The organism is Streptomyces sindenensis (genome assembly GCF_014649035.1).
GTDB lineage: Bacteria > Actinomycetota > Actinomycetes > Streptomycetales > Streptomycetaceae > Streptomyces > Streptomyces sindenensis.
The window spans coordinates 20489-45463 of the sequence record NZ_BMSG01000042.1 but is presented as its reverse complement, the minus strand read 5'-3'; the positions used below and the strand labels follow the sequence as shown (position 1 = coordinate 45463).

Below are 24975 nucleotides of genomic sequence, written 5' to 3'. Positions count from 1 at the left end.
GTCCGCGAATTACCGCCCGATCGAATCCCGCCCTGCGCGCACCCCGATTCTTCCTGGCCCGGGCCCCGGTTGCGAACCCGGGGGCGGATCGGGGTGTCCCATGTCACTTCATCCCGTATCCGTCCACACCGGGTTCACCCGTACCCGTCACGGAAGCAGTTCGCCGGGTTGCAGTACGGCGAAGGCGGCCCCCTGGTCGTCGTGGAGCACGGCCATCCTGCCGTAGGGGATGTCGAACGGCGGCTGCGCGACCCGGCCGCCGAGCTGTACGGCGAGTTCGGCGGCGGCGTCGCAGTCGGCGACGGCGAAGTAGATGAGGAAGTAGCTCGGCATCTCGGCCGGGAAGGCGTCCGTGATGACGCTGCGGCCGCCGACGGCGGTGTCCGGGCCCGGTTCGACGCCCTCGGGGGACCACATCCGGAAGTCGACCAGCGCCTCGGAGTCGCCGGAGACGTCGTGGCCCGCCTCGTCCAGGTCGGTGCCGCGGAAGCCGAAGACCTTCTCGTAGAAGGGGTCCACGCGGTCCGGCTGCCGGGTGTAGACCTCGGTCCAGCAGAAGGAACCGGGGTCGTTCTGCTTCTCGAAGCCCGCGCGTCCCTCCGGCTGCCAGAGCCCGAAGACCGCGCCCCCGGGGTCGGCCGCCTCCGCCACGATCCCGGCGCGCCCCGCCCGTACGGGATCGGTGATGATCTGGCCGCCGTGCTCGCGGATCGAGGCGACGGTGGCCCGGATGTCCTCGGTGGAGAAGTAGACGCCCCACGCCGTGGGCATCCGGCCGTCCTTCTTCGCGGCGAGCGCGGCGACCAGACGGCCACCGCTGAGCGCGTCCGCGAAGGGCATGCCGTCGCCCGCCCGGAAGGTCCAGCCGAAGAGCCCGCCGTAGAAGCGCTTGCCCGCTTCGAGGTCGGAGAGCTGCACGTCCGCCCAGCACGGCGCGGAATGCGCGAATACGGCCATGGGACCGGGTCCTTCCGTAGCAGTGACGCCCGTCACAGTCAACGTAACGTCGCCCCCGGTCTCGCGCGCCCCGAGGCGCGGCGAACGCACCGTGAGTGCCGGCGGATGCACCCATGGGGAACATGCGACCGATCGGCGAAGCAGGCGCCCAGCATGTGGACGAAAGTTGTCCACCGATGTTATCCACAGGCTGTTGATAACATTTACCGTACGTAACACCCCCAGCTCCGCCGCCTGCGCGGACCGCGGCCGAAAACCGCCGCCCCCCGCCCCCGCGCACCCCGCCGGTCCTGCGCCGTTCCCCATTTGCAGTCGGCCGAATCGCGCTCCCAGCACCCCTCGGTAAGCTGACGGCATGACAGGACAAGTACGCACCGTCGACGGCCGCGTGGCCGGTCGACGCGGTCAGGCGACGCGGCAGAAGCTGCTCGACTGCCTCAGCGAGATGCTCAGCTCCTCGCCGTACCGGGACGTCAAAGTCATCGACGTCGCCCGGAAGGCCGGGACTTCACCCGCGACTTTCTACCAGTACTTCCCCGACGTGGAGGGCGCCGTCCTCGAAATCGCCGAGGAAGTCGCCAAGGAGGGTGCCGGACTGACCGAACTGGTCGCCGGACGCTCCTGGGTCGGCAAGGCCGGCTGGACCACCTCCGAGCAGCTCGTCGAAGGATTCCTCGACTTCTGGCGACACAACGACGCGATCCTCCGCGTGATCGACCTCGGCGCGGCCGAGGGGGACAAACGGTTCTACAAGATCCGCATGAAGATCCTGAACTCGGTCACCAACTCCCTCACGGATTCGATGAAGGAGCTCCAGAGCAAGGGCAGGGTCGACAAGGACGTCAGCCCGGCGGCGATGGCGGGCTCCCTGGTGGCGATGCTGGCCGCGGTCGCCTCGCACCAGAAGGGGTTCACCACCTGGGGCGTGAAGCAGGCCGAACTCCGGCCCAATCTGGCCCTGTTGGTCCACCTCGGCATCACCGGCAAGAAGCCGACGAAGTAGGCCCCGCCCCGTCCTGTCTCACCGACGGCGGACCACCCCCACGCACCCCTGCGGGTGGTCCGCCGTCGGCGTCCCCGGACATTCCCGGCCATCACCCCGGTCGCCACGCCTGCGGCCACCGCCGCCCCTCCGCCACCGCCACTCCTGCGGCCACCGCCGCCCCTCCGCTACCGCCGCTCCAGCCGGAACAGCCGGATCTGCCGTTCCACCCGCCGCTGGTACGCCGCGTACGGCGGCCAGAACGCGAGGGCGGCCTCCCACACCCGGGCCCGCTCCTCGCCCTCCAGCAGGGTCGCGCGTACGCGGATGTCCCGGCCGCGCCAGTTGACGACGGCCGCGTCCGGGCGGGCCAGCAGGTTCGCGGTCCAGGCCGGGTGACCCGTACGGCCGAAGTTGCTGCCGACCAGGATCCAGGCGCCCTCCACCTCCCCCTCGGGCATACAGGCCAGCGGGGTGGTCCTCGGCCGGCCCGTGCGCGCCCCCGGCACCGTGAGGACGAGCCCCGGCAGCATCCGGGCGCTGGGCAGCACCCTGCCCCGGGTGAGCCGGTGCACTGCCCGGTCCAGCACGGGGACCACATGCGGGGCGATCAGCGCGAAGGCCCGGGTCGAGGAGACCCGCTGGACCAGGCGCACACCCCGGGCGCCGGTCACCGGAGGCCCGCCCCGCGCGCTGCGGCGAGCGGTGTCTGTCCGGGCCCGAAGAGTCCCGCCCGTTCCGCCGCGTGGTCACGCAGACGGTGGACCGGGCCGAAGAGCAGGTCGTCGCCCGCCGCCCGTTTGAGGTAGCGGTGCGCCTCGTGCTCCCAGGTGAAGCCGATGCCGCCGTGCAGCTGGACGGCCTCACCGGTGGTGATCCTGGCCGACTCCAGGGCCTGGGCGAGCGCGAGCGGCCCCGACTCGGGGTCGCGGGCGGCGTGGTACGCGGCGGAGCGGGCCGCCTCGACCCGTACGTACAGGTCGGCGAGGCGGTGCTTGACGGCCTGGAAGGAGCCGACGGGCCTGCCGAACTGTTCGCGCGCCTTCACGTACTCCACGGTCCGCTCCAGGGCGCTCGCCGCCGTCCCGACCGCTTCGGCGGCGAGGATCGCGGCGGCCGTGCGCCCGGCGGCGGCGAGGGCGGCGGGCGCCCCGCCGAGCCGCTCGGCGGTGTCCTCCGCGCCGAGCGGCTCGGCGGGGGTGTCGCGCAGTTCGACGCGGGCCAGGGGGCGGGTCTCGTCGAGGGCGGTGAGCCGGGTGCGGGTCAGCCCGGGCGCATCGCCGGGCACCAGGAACAGCTGCGTCCGGCCGCGCGGGTATCCCCCGGTGCGGGCGGCGACCAGGAGCAGCCCGGCACTGTGTCCGTCCAGGACCCGGTCGGCCTCGCCGTACAGCCGCCGGGCACCGCCGCCCTCCCCCCGGGCCTGGATGCCGCCGGCCCGGCCGCCTCCCGCCCAGGCTCCGTCGCGGTTGTCGCCGGTGAGGCCGAGGGCGGTGGCGAGCGAGCCGCCGGGAAGGGCGAGGGCGGCGGTCAGGGTCCCGTCGGCGATCCGGGGCAGGAGGGCGGCCCGCTGGTCCGGGGTGCCGAGGGCGGCGATCAGGGGTGCGGCGAGGACGGCGGTGGCGAGCAGCGGTGAGGGCAGCAGCACCCGCCCGGTCTCCTCGCAGGCGAGGGCCAGCTCGGCGACCGTGCAGCCGGCCCCGCCGTACTCCTCCGCGAGCGCGAGGCCCGGCAGCCCGAGATCCCCGGCGAGCCGATGCCACAGGGCCGGGTCGTAGCCCTCGGCGGTGCCCACGGCGGCGGGGATGGCACCGGGTCCGGCATGCCGGGCGAGCAGGTCGCGCAGGGTACGGCGGATCTCGTGCGCTTCCGCGGTGAGGGCGGCGTCCATCGGCGGGCTCCTTCCACCCGGGGCACCCCGACGACCCCGGACCTGACGGGTCGTCATATTAAGGACAGGTGCCGGGAATTCCCAGAGTCGCGCAGGGGCGCGGGGTGCGGAAGGCGTCGCGCACGCGCGGTTGCGGCACCGCATATCTGATGTACCGTCAGATTCATGTCTGCTTCCCGCCCCCGCAGGGTCGCTGTCGTCGGTGTCGCCCTCGCGGACTGCGGGCGGGTCGACGACGCCACCCCGTACGCCCTGCACGCCCAGGCCGCCCGCCGCGCCCTCGCCGACTCCGGCCTCGATCGCTCGGCCGTCGACGGCTTCGCCTCGGCGGGGCTCGGGACCCTGGCCCCGGTCGAGGTCGCCGAGTACCTGGGGCTGCGGCCGACCTGGGTCGACTCGACGTCGGTGGGCGGCGCCACCTGGGAGGTGATGGCCGCCCACGCGGCGGACGCGATCGCGGCGGGCCGGGCGAGGGCGGTGCTGCTGGTCTACGGGTCGACGGCCCGGGCCGACATCAAGGCGGGCCGCCGCACGTCGAACCTGTCGTTCGGGGCGCGGGGGCCGGCGCAGTTCGAGGTGCCGTACGGGCACAGCCTGATCGCCAAGTACGCGATGGCCGCCCGCCGCCACATGCACGCGTACGGCACGACGCTGGAGCAGCTCGCCGAGGTGGCGGTGACGGCCCGGGCGAACGCGGCGGCGAACCCGGAGGCGATGTTCCGGGACCCGATCACGGTGGACGAGGTGCTGTCGGGGCCCATGATCGCGGACCCGTTCACCAAGCTGCACTGCTGTATCCGCAGCGACGGGGGCTGCGCGGTGCTGCTGGCCGCCGAGGAGTACGTACCGGACACGGCAAAGGCACCGGTGTGGATCCTCGGCACCGGGGAGCACACCTCGCACGCGTCGATGTCCGCGTGGGAGGACTTCACGGTCTCCCCCGCCGCCGTCTCCGGCCGCCTGGCCTTCGAGCGGGCCGGGGTGCGGCCGGCCGACATCGACCTGGCCGAGATCTACGACGCGTTCACCTACATGACGCTGGTGACGCTGGAGGACCTGGGTTTCTGCGCGAAGGGCGAGGGCGGCGCGTTTGTCGAGGAGGGCCGCACCGGGCTGCGCGGCGAGCTCCCGGTGAACACGGACGGCGGCGGCCTGTCCGCCTGCCACCCCGGGATGCGCGGACTCTTCCTGCTGGTGGAGGCGGTACGGCAGCTGCGCGGCGAGGCGGGACCCCGGCAGGTGGTGAGGGCCGGGGGCGGACTGCCGGAGCTGGCGGTGGCGTCGGGGACGGGCGGCTGGTTCTGCTCGTCGGGGACGGTGGTGCTGGGGCGGGGGTGAGCGGACGGTGCCGGGCCTAAGGGGGCGGGCCCCCTTGGGGTGGCCCCCTGGGAGTGGATCCCTGGGGTCCCTGGGAGTCGGACCCTGGGGGTCCCTGGGAGCGGGCCCCTGGGGTCCCTGAGAGTGGGTCCCTGGGGGTCCCTGGGAGCGGGCCCCTGGGGGACGGACCCGCCCTCAGACCCCGACGACGGTGACCACGCTCTCCAGCCCCTTGAAGTCGTCGGCGTTGCGCGTGAAGAGCGGCAGGCCCCGGACAGACGCGATGGACGCGATCATCAGGTCCATGCGGCGCGGCCGGGGATCACGCCGGGCCGCGAGGACGAGGGCGACGAGAGTCCCGTACCGCGCGGCGGCGTCCCCGTCGAAGGGCAGCGGCTCGAAGTCCGCCGCGGCCGCGCCCAGCTTCTCCGTCCGGGCGGCCCGCACCAGCGGGTCCTTCGCCATCGCCACACCTTGCTGGAGTTCGGCCAGCGATACGGCGGTGAGGGCGGGCAGCGCGGGCAGCCGCTCCGGCTCCAGCAGGTCGAGGTCGATGTACGTACAGGTGTCGAGCACCCCCGTGCGGTACCGCTCAGCCACCGTTGCGCTCCCACACGTCGTCGTCGCCGACCCGGTCCTCCGTGCCGAAGAACTCGTCCGCCTCACGGCGCAGCAGGTCGCCGTCGACCCGGGGCAGCCGCCGGTGCCGGGCCACGAGCTCCTCGGCACTGAGCTGCCGCTTGCGACTGATCGGACGCAGCTCCGCGACCTCTATGCCGTTCCGGGTGATGTGGAAGGTCTCGCCGCCCTCCACCGCGTCCATGACCTCGGCGGAGTTGTTCCGGAACTCCCGCTGCGTAATGGTCTTCATGGCTCCACCGTAGCGCGCTGTGTCTCATGGGGCTACACCATGGGCCCGCACCGGCCGGGCTGCACGACCCGACGCCCCCGTGCGGTCCAATGACCCCATGACCGACGACGCCACCTCCCAGCGCTCCTTCCGCGACCTGCTGCACGCCCAGCGCGTCTGGGACACCGACCTGCCCGCCTTCGATCCGGAAGCGGCCCCGCCCGCGCCCCTCGCGCTCTTCCACGCCTGGTTCGCCGAGGCCGTGGCGGCGGGACAGCCCGAGCCGCACGCGATGGCGCTGGCCACGGCCGACGCCGAGGGGCTCCCCGACGTACGCACGCTGCTCCTGCACGACGCCGACGAGCGGGGCTGGCACTTCGCCACCCACGCCACCAGTGCGAAGGGCCGCCAGCTCGCCGCCCGCCCGCACGCCGCACTCGGCTTCTACTGGCCCGCACAGGGCCGGCAGGTACGGGTCCGGGGCCCCGTCGTCCGCTGCACCCCGGCCGAGAGCCACGCCGACCTGCACGCCCGGTCCACCGGGGCGCTCGCCGCCGCGCTGACCGGAGCCCAGAGCGCGGTCGTCGGCTCGGTGGCGGAGCTGCACCGGACGGCGGACGCGGCCTGGGACCGGGCGGTGGCGGAACCGGACGCGGAGGCCCCGACCTGGACCCGGTACGTCGTCGAGCCGACCGAGGTCGAGTTCTTCCAGGGCGACGCCCGGCGCCGCCACATCCGGCTGCGCTACCGCCGCGACGTGGGCGAGGGGAACGGCGACTGGACGCGGGAGCTGCTCTGGCCCTGACCCGGTACAGGAAGCCGCGCAGGAAGCTGCACACAGCACGTTTATCCGGTTCTCACCGTAAAGGGGCACTATGGGAGACAGCTGAGCTGTTGGGAGGCACCGATGCCGCGAGCCCGCTCCCGTTACGCCCCCGACCGGGGCCTGACCGGCCGCATGGTCACCACCATGTTCCTGATCGGTCTGCTGTACGTCGTCTTCGTGGGCGTGCTCCTCGCGGCCCTGCGGGGCTCCTGGCCGATCATCCTGATCATCACGGGCGGCATGTTCATCGCCCAGTTCTGGTTCAGCGACCGCATCGCCGCGTACGGCATGGGCGCCCGGGAGGTCACCCCCGAACAGGCCCCCGAGCTGCACGGCGCCATCGACCGTATCTGCGCGCTGGCGGACATGCAGAAGCCGAAGGTGGCGATCGCCGAGAGCGACGTACCGAACGCGTTCGCGACCGGACGCAGCGAGAAGACGGCCCTGGTCTGCGCGACGACGGGCCTGCTGCGCCGGCTGGAGCCGGAGGAGCTGGAAGGGGTCCTCGCCCACGAGATGTCGCACGTGGCACACCGGGACGTGGCCGTCATGACCATCGCCTCGTTCCTGGGTGTGCTGGCCGGGATCATCACCCGGATCGCCCTGTGGGGCGGCTTCGCGCGCAGCCGCCCCGGCAACGACCCGGCGGGCATCCTGCTGCTCCTGATCCCGCTGATCAGCGCCGTCGTGTACGCGATCAGCTTCCTGCTGACCCGGCTGCTCTCCCGCTACCGCGAACTGTCCGCCGACCGGGCCGCAGCCCTGCTCACCGGACGCCCCTCCGCGCTCGCCTCCGCCCTGACGAAGGTCAGCGGGCAGATGGCCCGCATCCCGACGGAGGACCTGCGGAAGGCGGAGCCGTACAACGCGTTCTACTTCATGCCCGCGTTCTCCGCGAAGGAGTCCCTGGGCCGGCTGTTCTCCTCGCACCCGACGCTGGAACAGCGCCTGGACCAGCTGTCCCGCATCTCCACGGACCTGTCCCGCTGACCGTCCGACCACCCCGACCGACCGAAGGAGTCACGCCCGTGGGCCTGCTCGACGCGATCCTCGGCCGGAGCAAACCGGTCCGCCCCGACCTCGACCAGCTCTTCGCCGTCCCCTCCGCCGCCCTCACCCTCCAGGCCGCCACCGGCTTCACCCCGACCGGCCGGGGTTCGGTCTGCTTCGCAGGAGTGGAGGGCGGCGGCTTCGCGCGCCTCCAGGAGGACGTACGGGAACTGCTGGACGCGGACACGGAACGCGGCGGTATCCCGGTGGAGTTCAGCCGGGACGCGTACGGCTACACCTGGCTGCTGGCCACTCACCCGGCCGACGACACGGCGGGCCTGGTCAACGACCTGCACGCGGTCAACACGATGCTCCAGGACGGCGGCTTCGGCCCGCACCTGCTGTGCTCGCTGATCGGCTTCCGGAACACGGAGGGCCGGTCGCTGGCGCTGGTCTACCTCTACAAACGGGGCACGTTCTACCCGTTCGCCCCACTCCCCGGCGACGCCGAGAAGCGGGACAACCAGCTGGAACTCCAGGTCCGGGGCGCCCTCGGCGACGACCTCCGGGTGGAGAAGGACCTGTCCCGGTGGTTCCCGGTGTGGGGCGCGCCGGGGCTGTGATCAGCCGTTGGCGACCGCGTGGTCCAGGAACGTGGTCCAGGCGGCCGGGGCGACGGCGAAGGTGGGGCCGTCGGTGACCTTGGAGTCGCGGACGTGGACGGTGTGGGGGCAGGTGGCGACCTCGACGCAGGCCCCGCCCTCGTTGTTGCTGTAACTGGACTTCCGCCAGTCGTAGGCGACTTCGATGCACTCGCCGCCCTCGTTGTTGCTGTAACTGGACTTGAACCAGAACAGTTCGGGCCCGGTCTTCACAGTTCTGCCACCTTCTTCTCGATGAACTCGGCAGACTCCCAAGGGTTGAGCGCCTGCGCACGCAGGGTGCCGAAGAGGTCGAAGAGGTCGCTGACCCGCTCGGGCTTGGAGATCAACGTAGCGCCCCCCTGCCCTTCCTGGTACACGAGGGGACGGCCGTCCTCCGTGGCCATCAGCTTCATCGGGCCGTTGAGACCGGCGTGCGTGTGACGGCGGGTCGGCATGACCTGAAGTGTCAGGTGGTTCATCGTGCGCATGCACTCCAGGAGGTGCCGAAGCTGCTCCTTGAGCACCGCCTCGCCACCGATAGGGCGTTCCAGGATCGCTTCCTCGATGACGTACCCCACCCGTGGCGGCGCCTTCCGCGTCAGCACCGCACTTCGTTCCATCCGGGCTTCGACGTGCCGGACGATTTCCTGCTCCGTGTACGCCGGTACTCGCGCCTCGTACAACGCCCGCGCGTACGCCTCGGTCTGGAGCAGCCCCGGAATCACCATCGTTTCGTACGCGCTGATGACACGCGCGAGCCGTTCCAGGCGAACCCAGTCCAGAATCTTCGCGGGGTACTTCTCCTCGTCCACCAGATCGCAGCACGCCTCCAGCGCCCCGTCCGCCGCGAACGCCCGTTCGGCGTCCATCAGCAGGTCCCGTGAAGGGATGCGTTCCGCCCGCTCGACCGCTCCCATCAGGGATTCCGAGATCAGCAGCAGGTCCGCCGCCGCCTTCTGGGTATGTCCCGCCCGCACCCGGTGGATACGGATCAGCTCCCCCACGAGCCGCCGTCCGTGCGTCAGCTCACCACTCGTCCCCACAGCCGTCACCACCCTCCCCACATCGCCTCGATGTGGACCGTGTCCTGCTGGTCACGCTACGCAGCCGGGGGAATGCTCGTAGCCATGACGAGCAAGAAGCACCCCGATTGGGTACCCGACTCCGGTCACCAACTCCACCTCACCGGCATCCACTTCGACGCCATCCGGCTCCGGGGCGTCCGGGGCGAGGCCGTCCTCCAGCATCTGGCGACCCTCACCGAGGGCGAGCCGGGGCCGGTGGTGCGGGAGATGTCGGGGGCGCGGTGGACGTACTTCCTGATTCCGCCGGGGGCGAGCGAAGGGCACGACTGGCCGCCGGGCGCGAAGTGCTTCGGGCCGGCCACGCGTGACGCGTGGGTGGGCATTCCGGCGGCGGACGGCAACACGTATCCGCTGAGCTGGCGGTGCGGGCCGCCGGAGGAGGACGAGTTCGTGGATCCGGAGCTGCTGCACGGGCTGGTGATGGCCCAGTTGGCTCCGGAGGCGGCCGAGGAGTGACCCCCGGGGGCCCTCAGTCTGCGGGCCGGAACACCGCCACGGCCTCCCCGCCGCCCTCCCCCGCCTCCCGGAAGGTGACGGTCAGGCCCATCCCGACGCGCAGCGCCTCGTGCGCGCACTCCACGATCTCCGTCATCATCCGGGGCCCCTCGGCGAGGTCGACGACGGCCGCGACGTACGGAACGCGGGAGCCGAAGGGCGGCAGGTCGTTGCGGTGGACGACGGACCACGTGTACAGGGTCGCCTCCCCACTCGCGGGCTCCCAGCGGACGTCCTCGCTCCAGCAGTACGGGCAGAACTCGCGCGGATAGTGGTGTGCCCGGCCGCACCCGGCGCAGCGGCGGATCAGCAGCCGGCCCTCCGCCGCCGCGTCCCAGTACGGGCGGGTGAAGGCGTCCGGCTCCGGGAGGTCGAAGCGCGGGCCCGTGGAGGCGCGGTCGGCGCTCACAGGAACAGCCCCAGCGCCGCGTCCAGCGACCAGGTCTGCCACGCCATCGCCAGCAGCGCCACGAGCGAGATCAGCGCCATCATCGCGTTCTGCCCCTGTTCGGCCCAGTCGTGGATCATCAGGGTCAGGTAGAGGAGGTTGAGGAGAAGGCCCGCGACGAGGGCGACCGGGGTGAGGAAGCCGGTCACCAGGCCCAGGCCCAGGGCCAGTTCGGCGTAGACGATGACGTACGCGATCAGCTTCGGGCGGGGTTCGACCACCCACCGGAAGCCCGTGCGGACCATGCCCCAGCGGTGCTTGCCCGCGATGTCCGCCGCCCACGCGATCCCCGTACCGCGTTCGAACCAGCCCTTGCGGTCCTTGTGGCGCCAGCTCTCCAGCCACCACAGGCCGAGGCCTATGCGCAGGACGGCCAGCCACTCCGCGCCGCCGAGCCAGATCGTCTGCATCGGCCCTCCCCTCACAGTTTTCTGACGGTACGTCAGTTCACCGGACGGAGGGCGCCCGCGCAAGGGGCCGCACAGTCCGCACGGCCTCAGCGTCGTCGGCCGCGCCGCTGGGCAGCACCGTGCCGCTGAGCAGCACCGTGCCGAGCAGGCGTACGCGCCCGGGGGCGGCACCCAGCGCCCGCCCGGCCTCGCCGCCGCGGGCGAACGCGTCGAGGGCGAGGGCCACGGCGAGGGCAGGCACGGCCCCACCAGCGGGAAGGGCGGCACCTTCCACAGCACCGGGAGTTCGCGGCCCGCCGCCGTACCGGCGGACCACATCCGCGGGGACCCGTACGCATGGGCCTTGCCCGACCGACGGGGGCGCCCGGGTGTGCACGGTCGCCCCATCGCACCGGTCGTGATCAATTCGCAATCGATTTCCCTCTTGACCGAGACCCATCAACAGAGCGGGCGATTACGCTCCGAACCATGCCCAACAGCACGTCCTCCGCATCCAGTCACGACGCCGCCGCCCTGGCCGGCCGTACGGACGCCGTCGCCCTCACCGACCGTACGGAGGACCGGCCCGTCTACGTCATCGGCGGCGGCCCCGGCGGCCTCGCCACCGCGGCCGCGCTGCGCGCCCGGGGGGTGCGGGCGGTGGTCGTGGAGAAGTCGGACCGGGTCGGGGCGTCCTGGCGCGGCCACTACGACCGGCTGCACCTGCACACCACCCGCCGCTGGTCGGCGCTGCCGGGGCTGAAGATGCCGCGGAAGTTCGGGCGCTGGGTGGGCCGGGACGACGTGGTGCGGTACCTGGAGAAGTACACCGAGCACCACGCGCTGGAAGTGGTGACGGGCGTCGAGGTGACCCGGGTCGACCCGGCCCCCGACGGCTCCGGCGACTGGCAGCTCACCGCAACGGGCGGGCGGGTCCTGCGGGGCCGCGCGGTCGTCGTCGCGACCGGCTTCAACCACACCCCGCGCATACCGGACTGGCCAGGCCGCGACACGTTCACGGGCGAGCTGCTGCACGCGGCGGCGTACCGGAACCCGGCCCCGTACGCGGAGAAGGACGTCCTGGTCGTCGGCATCGGCAACACGGGCGCGGAGATCGCCGCGGACCTGGCGGAGGGCGGGGCGTCCGCCGTGCGCATCGCGATCCGGACGGCCCCGCACATCGTCCGCCGCTCCACCGCCGGCTGGCCGGCCCAGGCCACGGGCATCCTGGTCCGCCGCCTGCCGGTACGGCTCGTCGACCGCGCGGGGGCTCTGCTGGCGAAGGTCGCCGTGCCCGACCTGACCGACCGGGGCCTGCCGCGTCCCGCCACCGGCCTCTACTCCCGGGTCCGCGAGGGGGCGATCCCGGTCCAGGACGTCGGCCTGATCGACGCGGTGAAGACCGGCCGGGTCACCCCCGTGGCGACGGTCGCCTCCTTCGACAAGGACACGGTGGTCCTGGCCGACGGCACCCGGCTCACCCCGGACGCCGTCATCGCCGCCACCGGCTACGACCGCGCCCTGGAGCCGCTGCTCGGCCACCTGGACGTCCTGGACGGCCGGGGCCGCCCGGTGACCCACGGCGGCCGGTCACCGAAGGGAGCCCCCGGGCTGTACTTCACCGGCTTCACCAATCCGATCAGCGGGATGCTGCGCGAGATGGCCCTGGACGCGGAGAAGATCGCCAAGAGGGTGGCGCGGGCGCCGCGTTGAGGGTGCGCCGGGGCTGACCGCACGGCGCGCGGGCTGAACGAGACCTTCGAGGTCGTCGAGGCCGGGTCCTCAGGGCCGCGCCGCCCCGCCCGGGTCGCCGTCACCCGGTGGCTCGTCGAGCACGCGCCGCAACACCAAGTCCTCGATTTCGTCGTGCGTCCGCTCCCCGTGGTCGAAAGCGATGAAGTGGGCCGCCATCCACACCGACGTCACGATGGTGCAGCGGATCTCCACCTCGTCCTCGTCGCGGCAGAACTCCCGGAACAGCTCCCGCAGATAGTCCATCCGGCGGCGGTCGACGCGCCGCAGGCGATGCGCGACATCGGGATCGCGCCGCGACCACTCCCGGATCGCCAGCTCCGTACTCATCTCGGCGGTCACGCCTTCCGGGCTTCCCGCGATGCGGAACAGATGGCGCAGCCGAGCCCGCGCGTCGCCGCCCTCGGCACGGACGCTCTCGATGATGGCGTCGGTGACATCGCGCTCCCAGGCGTCGAGCATCTCCTCCAGCAGCGCGCGGCGGTCGGTGAAATAGCCGTAGAAGCCGCCCTTGGTCACACCGAGCGACCTGGCCAGCACCTCGATCCGCACGGCGTCCGGCCCCCCGGCCGCGAGCGCGCGCAGTCCGGCGTCGATCCACGCCGCGCGGGGCGTCCTGGCGGTTGCCACCCAATCCCTCCCGTCTTCTGCATGGCACCGTTTCTGTACGGCACCGTACAGAAGTGGCTATCCTACGTGTATACGGTGCCGTACAGAAGGTGGGCCCCTGATGACCCGACTGCCCGACCGCGTCCACACCGAGCGCCCCTGGCGCGTCCACGAACTCACCGGCGACTTCCGGGTCGAGGACGTGTGGGCCGTGCGCACGCCCGGCGCCGGTCCGGACGACTTCCCCACGCTGCTCACCGCGATGCAGGCCTCCGCCGGACCCGCGAAGGACCCCCTGTCGTCCCGGTTCCTGTTCGCGGTGCGCCGGAGGATCGGCGCCCTCCTGGGGTGGGACAAGCCCCTGACGGGCGCCGGGGATCCGGTCCCGTCGCTGCGCGGCCGCCTGCCGCGCGACCTCCGCGAGGCCCCCGGCCGCTCGGACGCCGGACTCGCCCCGCTCGCCTCCCTGTACGAACTCGACGACGAGTGCGCCCTCGAACGGGCGACCACCACTGTCCACGCGGTGATCCACCTGGGGTTGGCGCCGGACGGAAGCGGTGGACACGAGCTGCGCATGGCGGTCCTCGTGAAGCCCAACGGCCTGCGCGGGCGGCTGTACATGGCCGCCATCGCGCCCTTCCGACGCCTCGTCGTCTTCCCGGCGCTCGTCCGGCAGAGGGAACAGGCGTGGCGGGACCGCGGCCGGCCGGGCGCGGAGGGCGGCGGCGGTCTTGCCGTCGGCCGGGCCGTGGGGACGCACGAGATCCCCGGGCCCATCCGTGCTCTCAGTTCACTGTCGCGCATCGACTACGCCGACGTGTTCACCCTCTCCACGGACGCGACCGCCGGCACGGATGCGGACACCAACGTGGGCGCGGGCACGGGAGCGACGGCCGAGCTATGGGCACGCGCCCTGTTCGGCGACGTCCCCGACCCCGTGGAGCGGCTGATCTGGCGGGGCCTCCTCGGACTCCGGCTCAGCCGGGGGCGGTCGCCCGGTACCGTGGCCGGATGGCGGATCGCCGAGCGCGGCGAGGACTGGATCCGGCTCGAAGCGGCATCCTGGTTCCTGACCGGCAACCTCGTCGTCCGGGCGGCCGACGGGCAGGTGTCGCTGGGTACGTTCCTGCGCTACGACCGCCGGTTGGCCCGTGCCGTGTGGCCGCCGTTGTCCGCCGTCCACCGCCGCCTGGCCCCCGGGCTGCTCCGCGACGCGGCGGCCACCGTTCGGGCGGCCTGACGGGGCGGACTGTCCGAGCCCCCGCCCAGGGTGCGCCGCATGAGCGATGTCTACGAACTGACCGTGACGGTCGACCTGCGCGAGGGCTGCCGGACCAGCAACGGGGCGGGCGGTGAGCCGGCGCTGTGGACGGCGGGCGCGCTCTGCTCGGCCCTGACCGCCCGCGACGGCCTCCCCGGCGGCGGCTGGGCTCCGACCTCCCGGACCGAGATCCACCCGGACGAGGCGGAGGAGGCCGGCGCGCGGCCCGGCCGGCTCGCCGCGCACGCGCCCGACACCCTGCGGTGGGAGGACGGCACGGTCCGGCTGGGGCACTACCGTGCCTGCGAGGACCCGGTGCCGGACGCGCTGGAATTCCGCGACGGCCGGGCCAACCTGACAGAAGCCCTTCTTCCGAGGAGTCGATGATGACCGTTCGCCGCGTCGTGCCCAATCTCCGGACGAAGGCGGTCGAGGAGAACCGGGACTTCTACGGCCTGCTCGGCTTCGAGGAGGTCATGAACCTCGGCTGGATCACGACCGTCGCCTCGCCGTCCGGCCCGCAGGAGCAGGTCAGCTTCATGACCCACGACCTGACCGCCCCGGTCGTCCCCGATCTGAGCGTCGAGGTGGACGACGTGGACGCGGTGTACGCCGTCGTACGGGAGAGCGGCGCGGAGATCGTCCACCCGCTCCAGGACGAGGAGTGGGGCGTGCGGAGGTTCTTCGTCCGGGACCCCGACGGCCGGGTGGTCAATGTGCTGAGCCACCGCTGACACCTGCCGCTCACGGCGGGCGGCGCACCGGCCACCGCAAGGCTGTGACGGCCGTCACTCCGCGCCGATGTCACATCCTTCCGGGCTCCTTCCGTCCTGTGTGTGCAACCGAGGACGACAGCAGAGGAGCACACCATGGACGCCCGACTCGACGCCTTCGCCAGCCCGGTCACGGGCAAGCTCGTCAAGCACCTGGTAGCGGCCGGAAAGATCGTCGAAGGCACGTCGCTGCCCGCGGCGACGCAGGAGCTGGTCAAGATCCGCGCGAGCCAGATCAACGGCTGTGGCGGATGCCTGGAGATGCACACCGAGGAAGCCGCCGCGGCCGGTGAGACCTCGCTGCGCCTCAACCTGATCGCCGCCTGGCGGGAGGCGACCGTCTTCACCGACGCCGAGCGCGCCGCGCTGGAACTGACGGAACAGGGCACCCGCATCGCGGACGCGGCGGGCGGGGTCCCGGACGACGTCTGGGCGAACGCCGCCAAGCACTACGACGAGGAGCAACTCCTCGCCCTGGTCTCGCTGATCGCCCTGATCAACACCTTCAACCGGCTGAACGTCATCCTCCAGCGGCCGGCCGGCGACTACCAGGTGGGCCAGTTCGCCTAGAGCAGGCCCCAGGGGCCACGCCCGGACCCCCGTGGGCGTGCTCCGCCGCGCCCACGGCTCCGGGTCCGCCGCCCTCCCCGGCCGAGCACTTGCCGGTCCTGCCGGTGGCCCCGAGAGCGAGGACGCCGGGCGGGGTGCGGTGGGTGCTCTTCGTCGTCATGGGGCCCCGTCCATCGCGGCGGCCGCCTGCGGGACCACGGGCGCCCGTCCGTCGTGCACAGGCGAGCGTCAGGGATGGTCGCGGCTCTGCTTATCGTGGACGTCATGGACGTGTTCGACGAGCTGTTGCGGGGCGTGCGGGGCCGGGGCGCGGTGTTCGGCCGTTCGGTGCTGTGCGCACCCTGGTCGCTGCGGTTCACGGACGGGGCGTATCTGACCCTGTGCCTGCCGCTGCGGGGTGCGGGGTGGATCGTGCCGGAGGGCGGCGAACCGCTGCGGGTGGAGGTCGGGGAGGCGGCGATCGTCCGGGGGCCGGCCCCGTTCGTCTTCACCGACGACCCGTCGGAGGGTACGGCGGCGCGGGCCGGCGGCGTACGGGAGGTGCGCTGGGGCCAGGTCCGGGACAGCGGCGCCGCATCGGGCTCAGTCCCCGAATTCGACTGCGCCACGGTGCTGTTGGCTGCCGCCTACGACGTACAGGAGCAGCTTCCCCAGCGGCTCCTGCGGGCGCTGCCCCCGGCCGTCGTGGTGCCCGACGAGGAGGACTGCGCACCCTTGCGCGACTACCTGGAGGCGCAGCTCGGCCGGGGCCGCCCCGGGGACCAGATCGTGCTCGACCGGCTGCTGGACTGGATGCTGGTGTGCACGCTGCGCGACTGGTTCGACCGGCCCGAGGCGAACCCGCCGGGGTGGTACGGGGCGCTCGGCGACGAGGTCGCGGGCCCAGCCCTGCGGGCGATGCACGACGACCCGGCGCACCCCTGGACGACGGCGGAGCTGGCGAGCCGGGCGGGGGTGTCGCGGACGACCCTGGCGAAGCGGTTCACCGAACTCGTCGGTGACGGGCCCGTGGCGTATCTGACCGAGTGGCGCATGACCCTCGCCGCCGACCTGCTGACCCGCCCCGAGCTGACCGTGGCGGCCGTGGCCCGCCGGGTCGGCTACGCGGACGCGTTCGGGTTCAGCGCGGCGTTCAAGCGCGTGCGCGGCGAGAGCCCGAGCGCGTTCCGGCGCGCGGCGGCGGCCCCCGACCCGGTGGAGGCGGCGGCGCCGGCGGGGTGAGCCGCTTCCAGAAGATCCTCCGTCCGCCCGGCGAGAATTTCGCGCTGGTTCAGCACCGCTTGGAGCTATAGACCCAGCCCCCTCTTTCGAAGTCCTGGCCTCGACGCCCGGCATGGAGGTCAGGACCGTAGCCTGCATCCTCACCGTCGTCGGCAGCGACGACAGATTCCACTCCCCCACCTCACCGATCTCACCCCGGCGAGCCGCAGCTCGGGGCCACCACCGCAGGGCGATCACCCCTTCCCCGGAAGGGAAAAGCAGCTCAGAAGATCCTTCCCTCTCTGCGCCACGCTTCACGAAAAGAACTTTCCACGCCGCCCGAGCCCTATCTGGAATTCCACACTCCAGAGTATCGACATCGGACAGAGAGTCACCCTATCCAGCCAAAGAAGGACAGCATGTAGTGATTCCCTGGCGCACATCACGATGCCCTGCGTACTGTCCATCCAGCTTCACAGAAAAATTCCATACGGCGAACTCGGCGGTCGCGCGAGCCTCGCCACAACTCCTGGAGTCGCCCATGTGGCACGTTCGGCAGAGATTCGCTCAGATATCCTCCGCCGCGCTCCTGACAACTATCACCGCAGCGCCACAAGCCTACGGCGAAGAATCCCCTGAACCGCTTCGATCGCCGGAGCAGGCGGCTTCGCTGGCGAACGAGCTCGGCGCCGACCGCACCGGTGGCGTGTACCTCGAAGAGGGAAATATCGTCGTGACCGTCACGGACCAAGCAGCCGCAGAATCTGTACGCGACGCGGGAGGGACACCAAGAATGGTGACCCGCAGCGCCGCCCAACTTGAGTCGATTCATCACAAACTTGACGAGCTGGAGCACACCCCCCACACATCATGGGGCGTCGACGCATCAACGAACCAGGTAAGCGTCGAAATCTTCAACGGAGCTTCCTCCGACACCCGGGACAGGATCAAGAGGATCGCAGCAGCACACACCGGCGCGATAAGCGTTAATGAGATCGACAGTAATCTAATATTCAAGGCCACCGACCTCCGCGGGGGAGACGGGATACGTTCGGAGGGTGGGTTATGCAGTGCCGGATTTAACACCGTAAACTCGGCGGGAGCCTACTACACGCTTACCGCTGGACACTGCACTCCGCGCACAGGAGTCACCTGGTACGCCGTCAACGGGGGCGCCAAGATCGGCACTCAGAACGCGTACAACTTCGGGACCGGAACCACAGGGAAATGCGATTCCTCTACTCGCGCCTGCGACTGGGCCACAATCAAGGTGAACGGCCCGGTGACCCCACGCGGGACCGTCCGGTACGGAAATGGCGACTATCGCCAGATCACTAAGTCCCGATACCCGATGGAAAAGGAGAAAATCAGCAGGACCGGAACAGTCAGCCGGGACACGACAGGCCACATAACCAAGACGTCGGTGACGGTGAACATCGAGGGCCAGAGACTGTACGGAATGTTTGAGTCCACGGTCTGCGCTCTCGGCGGCGACAGCGGTGGGCCGGCCCACAACGGAACCACGGCTCTGGGGCTTCTGTCCGGCGGTACATCTGAGACGGTGTGCAACTCCTCCTCCTCCGGTACCTATCGCAACTACTTCACCAAGGTCCAGACCGTGCTGAACGAGCGTGGTCTCCGGGTCTTCTGACGCCTCTCGCAGGAACTCGGCCCGGCCCGGCCACGTCACAAGGGCAGGACAACGGTTGTCCGGTCATCTGGGAGGTCACATGCGTACGAGGCGATCGAGATTCGTGCCTCTCGTTGTCGGGTTCTCCTTGTCGGCCGCTGGGATCGGCGGCGCCTCAGCGTGCAGCAGCCAGAAAGCAGCCGATGACGGCGCGGCCGAATTGGCACACCGCGCCCGGCAGGTCGCTGCGGCCTGGGACGGCTCGGCCGCATCTGCTGTCCGCCGCGCCGGCTACTTTCCCACCGGGGAGCAGACCCAACTACCGAAAGGCGGCCTGCGCACCAAGGCCGACGAGCAAGCCTACGAGAGTCAGAACTTCGTCCTGCGGGGCAGCCTGCCGACCGGGCCGAAAGATGGCCGGGTGACGTGGAGTGGCAAAGCGGCCCTCACACGCCCGCTGGTGGAAGCGGACGCTTCGTACCGGGCTCTGGCCAGTACAAGTGCCAAGGATGAACCCCACCTCTCCGTGACAGGAGCGAAGCTGGGGGAGATGAAGCTGGTCACCAGTCGGGGGCCCGCGACGGTTCCGGCCTGGCTTTTTACTCTGGACGGCTACGACACCCCCCTCAAGCGGGCTGCCGCCGTCCCGTCGACGCCGCCCCGGCCTCCGATTGGCCCCACGAGCAACATCTCCGGACATCCGATTCACCAGTTCGTCCGGACGAGTGCGGACGGCCTCTCGGTGACGGTGATTGTCCTCCAAGGTAACTGCGAGGACGCCCCCGCGGTGAAGTCCTTGGAAACGAGCGACAGCGTAGTGCTGTCGTCCCCCGTCCAGAGCACGAACAGAGGCGGTAACTGCACAAAGCGGGGGAAATTGCGGCAGGTAACGGTGGAGTTGGAGCGTCCGGTCACGGATCGCGTGCTGCTCGACGCGCTTACGGGCGAGCCGGTCCCATACCTGGGTCGCCGCGGACTCTCACCCAAAACCACCTGAAGGGCGATCACCTCGGCCTCGCGGCAACTCAACCTCTCCCCCGGGGGGGCAGGGTGGGGGGCTATGCCTGCCCCCCTCACTCCGCCCCGGGTCTCAGCCCCAGACCCCCCGTGCCGCCGCGTCCCGCACGAAGTCCGCGAAGTCGCGCGGCTCGCGGCCGAGTGCCCGGCGTACGCCGTCCAGGACGGGTGCCTCCCGGCTCGACGTGATCGGCTCCAGCGCGTCGGTCCAGAGGTCGGCCTCCCCCTCCGGGAAGCCCTGGGCGATGAGCCCGGCCCGGAAGACGGAGGCGTCGACGGGGACGTACGCGGCGCGCTTCCCGGTCTCCTTCGCGATCTCGTCCAGGACGTCGGCGATGCCGAGCGCGCGCGGGCCCGAGAGTCCGTACTCCTCGCCCGCGTGGCCGTCCTCGGTGAGCGCGGCCACGGCCACGTCCGCGATGTCGTCCGCGTCGATGAACGCGGCCCTCCCGTCCCCGGTGGGCAGGGCCAGTTCCCCGTCCCGTACGCCGTCGAGGAAGACGCCCTCGCTGAAGTTCTGGGAGAACCAGCCGGGCCGCAGGATCGTCCAGGTCACCCCGGAGGCCCGGACGGCCCGCTCCCCCTCGCCGTGCGGTCCGCCGTCCTCGTAGGAGGGGCCGAAGTAGCCGGGCACGTCCGCCCCCCGGGCCGAGAGCAGCACCAGCCGCCGCACCCCGCTCGCGACGGCCTGTTCGACGAAGGCGGGGGTCGGGGAGGGCGAGGCGTCGAGCGGGGTGATGTAGACGGCGGTGACACCGTCCAGGGCGGCCTGCCAGGTGGTGGGGTCCGTCCAGTCGAACGGGGTGTCCCCGGACCGCGAGGCCGCCCGGGTCTCCACCCCCAGCTCACGGAGGCGGGCCACCACCCGGCGGCCGGTCTTGCCGGTGCCGCCGGTCACGAGTACGGGTCCCTGCACGGAGGCCGCTGCTGCGGTCGCGTCTGCGGAAGCGTCATTCTGAGTCATGGCACCAGCCTCACGCGGCGGGGCGGTCCCCGCCCATGGCTCAGCGTCCGGGAGGGATGTCCGAGCGTCCGGCACTCCCGCGCCGGGCCGCACGCCCACCTCCGCTCCGACGCCCACACCGGCGCCTCGGCCCACGTTCCTGCTCGTGAACCGAGCCCTCGTCCCAGAGCGAGGGGGAGAGCCGGATGATGCGTACGACCTGGTAGCTGCCGCCCACAGCCCATGCGGGCTCGCCCAGTTGGGCGGCTACGAGCACCCGGTCGGCGGTTTCGCGCATGCTGCCGGGGCCGCCCAGACTGCCCGGGCGACTGGTGCCTCATGACTCCGCGGCGAGGAGCAGGAGGTACCAGAATCCGTGAACGGCGGTCATCACCGGGAAGAACACCCAGGACAGCTGCACCTGCCGCTCGATGTCCGAGCCCTCCGGCGCGGGATCAGCCGGAGTCAGCCGGGGCTGCACCGCCCGTCGGAACTCCTTCGCGGACTGGTAGCCCTCGAGTCTCCCGCTCAACGAGGGGGCGACGGCCGGGCTTTTGAGGACGCGGCCGTCCTTGAGTTCGACGCCGAGCCCGTCCGTGGTGAGGACGCGCTGGATGAGACCGTACGGCACCCGGATGTCCGTCAGCCTGTTGTGCATCAACAGCCCGTCCTTGCCCAGGAGCACCCGGCATCTGAGGTGCAGCCAGGCCGGATATCCCAGCGCCGTGCTCAATGAGATTCCCTGAAGGGACCGTTGCCAGAGTGGCAGCGTCTCACCGGCCGGCTGGGTGGCCGCGTGGAAGAAGCCCAGGGCGACCGAAAAGCAGAGCCCCACCACCCCCACGCCGAACTCGGAACCGCGCAGGCTGGACATCGGCTCCGGCTTTGATCTCACAGGCCCCTCCACCCTCCCTCAGCGCCTACAGCATGCCGGTCCTGCATCACAGGTCACACCAGGCGGGCTTGAAGGTCGAGATACCCCGTCCCTCGACACCGAACACCGAACACCGAACATCCAGCACCCAGCACCCAGCACCCAGCACCACTTCGAGGGCAAGCCACGCCCCGCGACAGCGCCTTCCGTGAACCCCGGCCGACCATCCGGCCCGACGGAAGGCCAGGGGGCCCCGCGACCGCGAGCCACGGCTTCACCCCACGTGCCCGCACGAGCCTTTGCCCGCACACCCATTCCTGACGTCGCGTCAGTTCAGTAACCTGACAGTGCGTCAGCTAATTGGCCGGTCCCGCCCGTTCACCGGCGGGCCATCGAGCAGGAGTGGGCGGAACGATGCTTGGATCGACTCACGGCACCCTCACCACCGACTTCCGTGCCCGGGTGGTGGCCTGCGGCGAGGAGCCGCACGCCGCCGTCGTCAGCCTGCCCACCGCCACGCGGCAGGGCGGCCTCGACGTCAGCGGGCGTCCGCTGCACCTGGCCGTGCCCGACCTGGACCGCTTCTTCCGGCCCCGCTCGGTGGCCGTCGTCGGGGCCTCCGACGCCGAGGGCCGCCCCAACACCGGCATCACCCGGCAGCTGATCGCCTGGGCCGAACGGGTCGGGGCCCGGCTGCATCCGGTGCACCCGGCCCGGCCGGCCGTGTTCGGCCGGGAGTGCGTCCGCTCGGTCGCCGCGCTGCCCGAGCCGGTCGACCTCGCGGTCCTGCTGGTCGCGGACCCGCTGCCGGTGATCGAGGAGCTGGGCGAGGCCGAGGTGCCGTTCGCCGTCGCGTTCGCCTCCGGGTTCGCCGAGACCGGGGAGGCCGGCGCGGCCGCCCAGGCCCGGCTGGCGGCGGCCGTGGAGCGGTCCGGGCTGCGGCTGCTCGGGCCGAACACCAACCTGAACGCCTTCGAGCGGTTCCGGGACGATCTGGAGGGCCCCGCCATCGCCCTGATCACCCAGTCCGGGCACCAGGGCCGCCCGCTCCACGCCCTCCAGGAGCTGGGCATCCGGCTCTCGCACTGGGCCCCCACGGGCAACGAGGCCGATCTGGAGACCGCCGACTTCCTGGCGTACTTCGCCCAGCTCCCGGAGGTCGGGGCGATCGCCTGTTACGTCGAGGGGCTCAAGGACGGCCGCTCCTTCCTGCTCGCCGCCGACCGGGCCGCCCGCGCCAAGGTCCCGGTCGTCGCCGTGAAGGTGGGCCGCACCGAGGCCGGGGCGGAGGCCGCCGCCTCCCACACCGGGAAGCTGACCGGGGCGGACCAGGTGGTGGACGCGGCCATGCGGCAGTTCGGGGTGGTCCGGGTGGACGGCCTGGACGAACTCCAGGACACCGCCGCCCTGCTGGCCCGGGCCCGCCCGCCGAAGGCCGAGGGCGTGGCCGTCTACTCCATCTCCGGCGGCACCGGCGCGCACTTCGCGGACCTCGCGACGGCGGCGGGGCTCACCCTGCCCGCCCTGTCACCGGACAAGCAGGCCGAACTGCACACCTGGATACCGGAGTACCTGAACGTCGCCAACCCGATCGACAACGGCGGCCACCCGGTCGGCGACCTGCGCGGCCGGAAGATCATCGACGCGATCCTCGCGGACCCGTCGGTCGGGGTGCTGATCTGCCCCATCACCGGCCCGTTCCCCCCGATGAGCGACCGGCTCGCGAAGGACCTGGCGGACGCGGCGGAGGCCACCGACAAGCTGGTCTGCGTCGTCTGGGGCTCCCCCGTCGGCACCGAGGACGCCTACCGCACCACCCTGCTGGGCTCCTCCCGCCTCGCCACCTTCCGTACGGCGCGCAACTGCGTCACCGCCGTGAAGGCCTATTTGGACCACCACCGCTTCACCGACCGCTACCGCTCCCCCTTCGAGGACGCCCCGCGCACCCCGTCGCCGTCCTTCCGCAAGGCGCAGAACCTGCTGCGCCCGGGCCGGCAACTCAGCGAGCACGCGGCGAAGCAGCTCCTGCGGGCGTACGGGATCCGGGTGCCGCGCGAGCAGTTGGTGACCAGTGCGGCCGGTGCCGTACGGGCCGCCGGGCCGGTCGGCTACCCGGTGGTGATGAAGGCGTCCGGGCCCCGGCTCGCCCACAAGACGGAGCTGGGCCTGGTGAAGGTCGGCCTCACCTCGGCCAGCCAGGTCCGGGACGCCTACCGCGAGTTGACCGACATCGCCCGGTACGAATCGGTGGACCTGGACGGCATCCTGGTCTGCCAGATGATCGACCGGGGCGTCGAGATGATGGTCGGGGTCACCCACGACGCCCTCTTCGGCCCGACGGTCACGGTGGGGCTCGGCGGGATCCTGGTGGAGGTGCTGCACGACGCGGCGGTCCGGGTCCCGCCGTTCGGCGAGCGGGACGCCCGGGAGATGCTCGGCGAGCTGCGCGGCCGGGCGCTGCTGGAGGGGGTGCGCGGCGGGGCCCCCGTCGATGTGGACGCCCTGGTGGAGGTGGTGCTGCGGGTCCAGCGCATGGCCCTGGAGCTGGGCGACGACCTGGCCGAGCTGGACATCAACCCGCTGGTGGTGCTGGGCCGAGGCCAGGGCGCGGTGGCCCTGGACGCGCTGGCGGTGTGCCGGTGAGCGCGGAGGCGGCAGGGGGCGGGCCCGCCGGAGCCACCGTGCTGCACGCCCTGGACGGCGGCGTCTCGTGGATCACCCTCAACCGGCCCGAGGCCATGAACGCCGTCACCCGGGACCAGCGCGAGCGGATCATCGCCCTCCTCGCCGACGCCTCCGCCGACCCCGCCGTACGGGCCGTCGTGCTCACCGCCACCGGCCGGGGCTTCTGCGCGGGCGCCGATCTGCGCGGCGCGCCGGCGCAGGCCCGCGAACGGGCCCCCGGGGACGTGTCCCGGACCATCCGGCTCGGCGCGCAACGGCTGATCGCCGCGGTGCTGGACTGCGAGAAGCCGGTGATCGCCGCCGTGAACGGTACGGCGGCCGGGATCGGTGCCCATCTGGCGTTCGCCTGCGATCTGGTCCTGGCGGCCGACACCGCGACGTTCGTCGAGGTCTTCGTACGCCGGGGGCTCGTCCCGGACGGCGGCGGCGCGTATCTGCTGCCCCGGCTGGTGGGGCCGCAGCGGGCGAAGGAGCTGATGTTCTTCGGCGACGCGCTGTCGGCGGCGGACGCGGAGCGGATGGGGCTCGTCAACCGTACCGTCCCGGGCGCGGAGTTGGAGGCCCTCGCCGGGGAGTGGGCGGGCCGGCTCTCCGCCGGTCCGACCCGCGCCGTCGCCCTGACCAAGCAGCTGGTGAACGCCTCGCTGGACGGCGACCGGGCCACTGCGTTCGCGGCCGAGGCCGCCGCCCAGGAGATCAACATGACCACGCGCGACGCCGACGAGGGCGTGGCCTCCTTCGTCGAGCGCCGTACGCCGGAGTACCGAGGCCACTGATAGAGGTGAGA

At 71.9% G+C, this 24975-nt stretch carries 30 protein-coding genes; 16 read left to right on the top strand and 14 right to left on the bottom strand.

Annotated elements, in window-relative coordinates:
* Positions 1–147: 147 nt before the first annotated feature.
* On the bottom strand, positions 148–957 hold the full coding sequence (locus IE145_RS30310; protein ID WP_189528630.1) for a VOC family protein: 810 nt from the start codon (positions 955–957) through the stop codon (positions 148–150).
* Positions 958–1312: 355 nt separating this feature from the next.
* Here IE145_RS30310 and IE145_RS30305 point away from each other — a divergent pair, with 355 nt between their 5' ends.
* Positions 1313–1960 carry a TetR family transcriptional regulator gene (locus IE145_RS30305; RefSeq protein ID WP_189528629.1) on the top strand — a complete coding sequence of 216 codons (648 nt, stop codon included), beginning with the start codon at positions 1313–1315 and terminating at the stop codon, positions 1958–1960.
* 167 nt (positions 1961–2127) lie between these two features.
* On the opposite strand, the gene IE145_RS30300 is transcribed toward IE145_RS30305, so the two are convergent.
* Together IE145_RS30300 and IE145_RS30295 are read right to left on the bottom strand one after the other, a co-directional pair.
* Complete coding sequence (locus IE145_RS30300; protein ID WP_189528628.1) at positions 2128–2613, bottom strand: nitroreductase/quinone reductase family protein; 486 nt, start codon at positions 2611–2613, stop codon at positions 2128–2130.
* Entirely contained in the window at positions 2610–3830 is a 1221-nt protein-coding gene (locus tag IE145_RS30295) for an acyl-CoA dehydrogenase family protein (protein WP_189528627.1), read from the bottom strand. The genes IE145_RS30300 and IE145_RS30295 overlap by 4 nt, the downstream gene beginning before the upstream one ends.
* A 165-nt stretch (positions 3831–3995) precedes the next feature.
* On the opposite strand from IE145_RS30295, the gene IE145_RS30290 reads away from it, so the two are divergent.
* On the top strand, positions 3996–5168 hold the full coding sequence (locus IE145_RS30290; RefSeq protein WP_189528626.1) for a thiolase C-terminal domain-containing protein: 1173 nt from the start codon (positions 3996–3998) through the stop codon (positions 5166–5168).
* Positions 5169–5342: 174 nt separating this feature from the next.
* Here IE145_RS30290 and IE145_RS30285 read toward each other — a convergent pair whose 3' ends face one another.
* Together IE145_RS30285 and IE145_RS30280 are read right to left on the bottom strand one after the other, a co-directional pair.
* Positions 5343–5747 (bottom strand): PIN domain-containing protein, encoded by a 405-nt coding sequence (locus tag IE145_RS30285; protein ID WP_189528625.1) that lies wholly within the window; start codon positions 5745–5747, stop codon positions 5343–5345.
* The gene (locus IE145_RS30280) at positions 5740–6018 is read right to left on the bottom strand and encodes a type II toxin-antitoxin system Phd/YefM family antitoxin (protein WP_175516139.1); all 279 of its coding nucleotides are present in this window, start codon (positions 6016–6018) and stop codon (positions 5740–5742) included. The genes IE145_RS30285 and IE145_RS30280 overlap by 8 nt, the downstream gene beginning before the upstream one ends.
* 97 nt (positions 6019–6115) lie before the next feature.
* Between IE145_RS30280 and IE145_RS30275 the strand changes: the two genes are divergently transcribed.
* The 3 genes from IE145_RS30275 to pspAB all read left to right on the top strand — a co-directional run bounded on the left by IE145_RS30275 (position 6116) and on the right by pspAB (position 8436).
* Positions 6116–6802, top strand: a complete 687-nt coding sequence (locus IE145_RS30275) for a pyridoxine/pyridoxamine 5'-phosphate oxidase (RefSeq protein WP_189528624.1) — start codon at positions 6116–6118, stop codon at positions 6800–6802.
* 102 nt (positions 6803–6904) lie between these two features.
* Positions 6905–7813: a zinc metalloprotease HtpX gene (gene htpX, locus IE145_RS30270; RefSeq protein ID WP_189528623.1), complete on the top strand. Its 909-nt coding sequence runs from the start codon at positions 6905–6907 to the stop codon at positions 7811–7813.
* 38 nt (positions 7814–7851) lie between these two features.
* Positions 7852–8436 carry a PspA-associated protein PspAB gene (gene pspAB / locus IE145_RS30265; protein WP_189528622.1) on the top strand — a complete coding sequence of 195 codons (585 nt, stop codon included), beginning with the start codon at positions 7852–7854 and terminating at the stop codon, positions 8434–8436.
* On the opposite strand, the gene IE145_RS30260 is transcribed toward pspAB, so the two are convergent.
* Both IE145_RS30260 and IE145_RS30255 read right to left on the bottom strand, forming a co-directional pair.
* The gene (locus tag IE145_RS30260; protein WP_189528621.1) at positions 8437–8688 is read right to left on the bottom strand and encodes a DUF397 domain-containing protein; all 252 of its coding nucleotides are present in this window, start codon (positions 8686–8688) and stop codon (positions 8437–8439) included. It abuts the gene before it with no gap.
* The gene (locus IE145_RS30255) at positions 8685–9509 is read right to left on the bottom strand and encodes a helix-turn-helix domain-containing protein (protein ID WP_229825959.1); all 825 of its coding nucleotides are present in this window, start codon (positions 9507–9509) and stop codon (positions 8685–8687) included. The genes IE145_RS30260 and IE145_RS30255 overlap by 4 nt, the downstream gene beginning before the upstream one ends.
* 75 nt (positions 9510–9584) lie before the next feature.
* Here IE145_RS30255 and IE145_RS30250 point away from each other — a divergent pair, with 75 nt between their 5' ends.
* Complete coding sequence (locus tag IE145_RS30250; protein ID WP_189528619.1) at positions 9585–9998, top strand: hypothetical protein; 414 nt, start codon at positions 9585–9587, stop codon at positions 9996–9998.
* Between the two features lie 13 nt (positions 9999–10011).
* On the opposite strand, the gene IE145_RS30245 is transcribed toward IE145_RS30250, so the two are convergent.
* Genes IE145_RS30245 through IE145_RS33585 form a run of 3 tightly spaced genes read right to left on the bottom strand, consistent with a single transcriptional unit; the run spans position 10012 to position 11136 of the window.
* Entirely contained in the window at positions 10012–10446 is a 435-nt protein-coding gene (locus IE145_RS30245) for a Zn-ribbon domain-containing OB-fold protein (RefSeq protein ID WP_189528618.1), read from the bottom strand.
* Entirely contained in the window at positions 10443–10895 is a 453-nt protein-coding gene (locus IE145_RS30240; RefSeq protein WP_189528617.1) for a DoxX family protein, read from the bottom strand. The genes IE145_RS30245 and IE145_RS30240 overlap by 4 nt, the downstream gene beginning before the upstream one ends.
* 37 nt (positions 10896–10932) lie before the next feature.
* On the bottom strand, positions 10933–11136 hold the full coding sequence (locus IE145_RS33585; protein ID WP_229825958.1) for a hypothetical protein: 204 nt from the start codon (positions 11134–11136) through the stop codon (positions 10933–10935).
* Positions 11137–11363: 227 nt separating this feature from the next.
* On the opposite strand from IE145_RS33585, the gene IE145_RS30230 reads away from it, so the two are divergent.
* A complete protein-coding gene (locus tag IE145_RS30230) occupies positions 11364–12587 on the top strand; it encodes a flavin-containing monooxygenase (RefSeq protein ID WP_189528616.1) in 1224 nt (407 codons plus the stop codon).
* A 69-nt stretch (positions 12588–12656) separates the two neighbouring features.
* Here the strand turns inward: IE145_RS30230 and IE145_RS30225 are convergent, their stop codons facing one another.
* Positions 12657–13256: a TetR/AcrR family transcriptional regulator gene (locus IE145_RS30225; RefSeq protein WP_189528615.1), complete on the bottom strand. Its 600-nt coding sequence runs from the start codon at positions 13254–13256 to the stop codon at positions 12657–12659.
* Between the two features lie 100 nt (positions 13257–13356).
* On the opposite strand from IE145_RS30225, the gene IE145_RS33870 reads away from it, so the two are divergent.
* From IE145_RS33870 to IE145_RS30190, 7 genes are all read left to right on the top strand, one after another.
* Complete coding sequence (locus IE145_RS33870) at positions 13357–14475, top strand: DUF2867 domain-containing protein (protein ID WP_189528614.1); 1119 nt, start codon at positions 13357–13359, stop codon at positions 14473–14475.
* 39 nt (positions 14476–14514) lie between these two features.
* Positions 14515–14883, top strand: a complete 369-nt coding sequence (locus tag IE145_RS30215) for a hypothetical protein (RefSeq protein WP_189528613.1) — start codon at positions 14515–14517, stop codon at positions 14881–14883.
* Complete coding sequence (locus tag IE145_RS30210; protein ID WP_189528639.1) at positions 14883–15230, top strand: VOC family protein; 348 nt, start codon at positions 14883–14885, stop codon at positions 15228–15230. Before IE145_RS30215 ends, IE145_RS30210 begins: the two co-directional genes overlap by 1 nt.
* A gap of 135 nt (positions 15231–15365) precedes the next feature.
* Positions 15366–15839: a carboxymuconolactone decarboxylase family protein gene (locus IE145_RS30205; RefSeq protein ID WP_189528612.1), complete on the top strand. Its 474-nt coding sequence runs from the start codon at positions 15366–15368 to the stop codon at positions 15837–15839.
* 264 nt (positions 15840–16103) lie between these two features.
* Positions 16104–17060, top strand: coding sequence for an AraC family transcriptional regulator (locus IE145_RS30200; RefSeq protein WP_189528611.1), 957 nt, complete (start codon positions 16104–16106; stop codon positions 17058–17060).
* Positions 17061–17580: 520 nt separating this feature from the next.
* On the top strand, positions 17581–18690 hold the full coding sequence (locus IE145_RS30195) for a S1 family peptidase (protein ID WP_189528610.1): 1110 nt from the start codon (positions 17581–17583) through the stop codon (positions 18688–18690).
* A gap of 103 nt (positions 18691–18793) precedes the next feature.
* Positions 18794–19666: a hypothetical protein gene (locus tag IE145_RS30190; RefSeq protein WP_229825956.1), complete on the top strand. Its 873-nt coding sequence runs from the start codon at positions 18794–18796 to the stop codon at positions 19664–19666.
* Positions 19667–19759: 93 nt separating this feature from the next.
* Here IE145_RS30190 and IE145_RS30185 read toward each other — a convergent pair whose 3' ends face one another.
* The 3 genes from IE145_RS30185 to IE145_RS30175 are packed head-to-tail and all read right to left on the bottom strand — an operon-like array spanning position 19760 to position 21524.
* Positions 19760–20650: an NAD(P)H-binding protein gene (locus IE145_RS30185; RefSeq protein WP_229825954.1), complete on the bottom strand. Its 891-nt coding sequence runs from the start codon at positions 20648–20650 to the stop codon at positions 19760–19762.
* Positions 20651–20690: 40 nt separating this feature from the next.
* Positions 20691–20927: a Dyp-type peroxidase domain-containing protein gene (locus IE145_RS34045; RefSeq protein ID WP_189528608.1), complete on the bottom strand. Its 237-nt coding sequence runs from the start codon at positions 20925–20927 to the stop codon at positions 20691–20693.
* 39 nt (positions 20928–20966) lie between these two features.
* On the bottom strand, positions 20967–21524 hold the full coding sequence (locus tag IE145_RS30175) for a hypothetical protein (RefSeq protein WP_189528607.1): 558 nt from the start codon (positions 21522–21524) through the stop codon (positions 20967–20969).
* A gap of 393 nt (positions 21525–21917) precedes the next feature.
* On the opposite strand from IE145_RS30175, the gene IE145_RS30170 reads away from it, so the two are divergent.
* Positions 21918–24146, top strand: coding sequence for an acetate--CoA ligase family protein (locus IE145_RS30170; RefSeq protein WP_189528606.1), 2229 nt, complete (start codon positions 21918–21920; stop codon positions 24144–24146).
* On the top strand, positions 24137–24964 hold the full coding sequence (locus IE145_RS30165; protein WP_189528605.1) for an enoyl-CoA hydratase/isomerase family protein: 828 nt from the start codon (positions 24137–24139) through the stop codon (positions 24962–24964). The genes IE145_RS30170 and IE145_RS30165 overlap by 10 nt, the downstream gene beginning before the upstream one ends.
* The last annotated feature ends 11 nt before the right edge of the window (positions 24965–24975 follow it).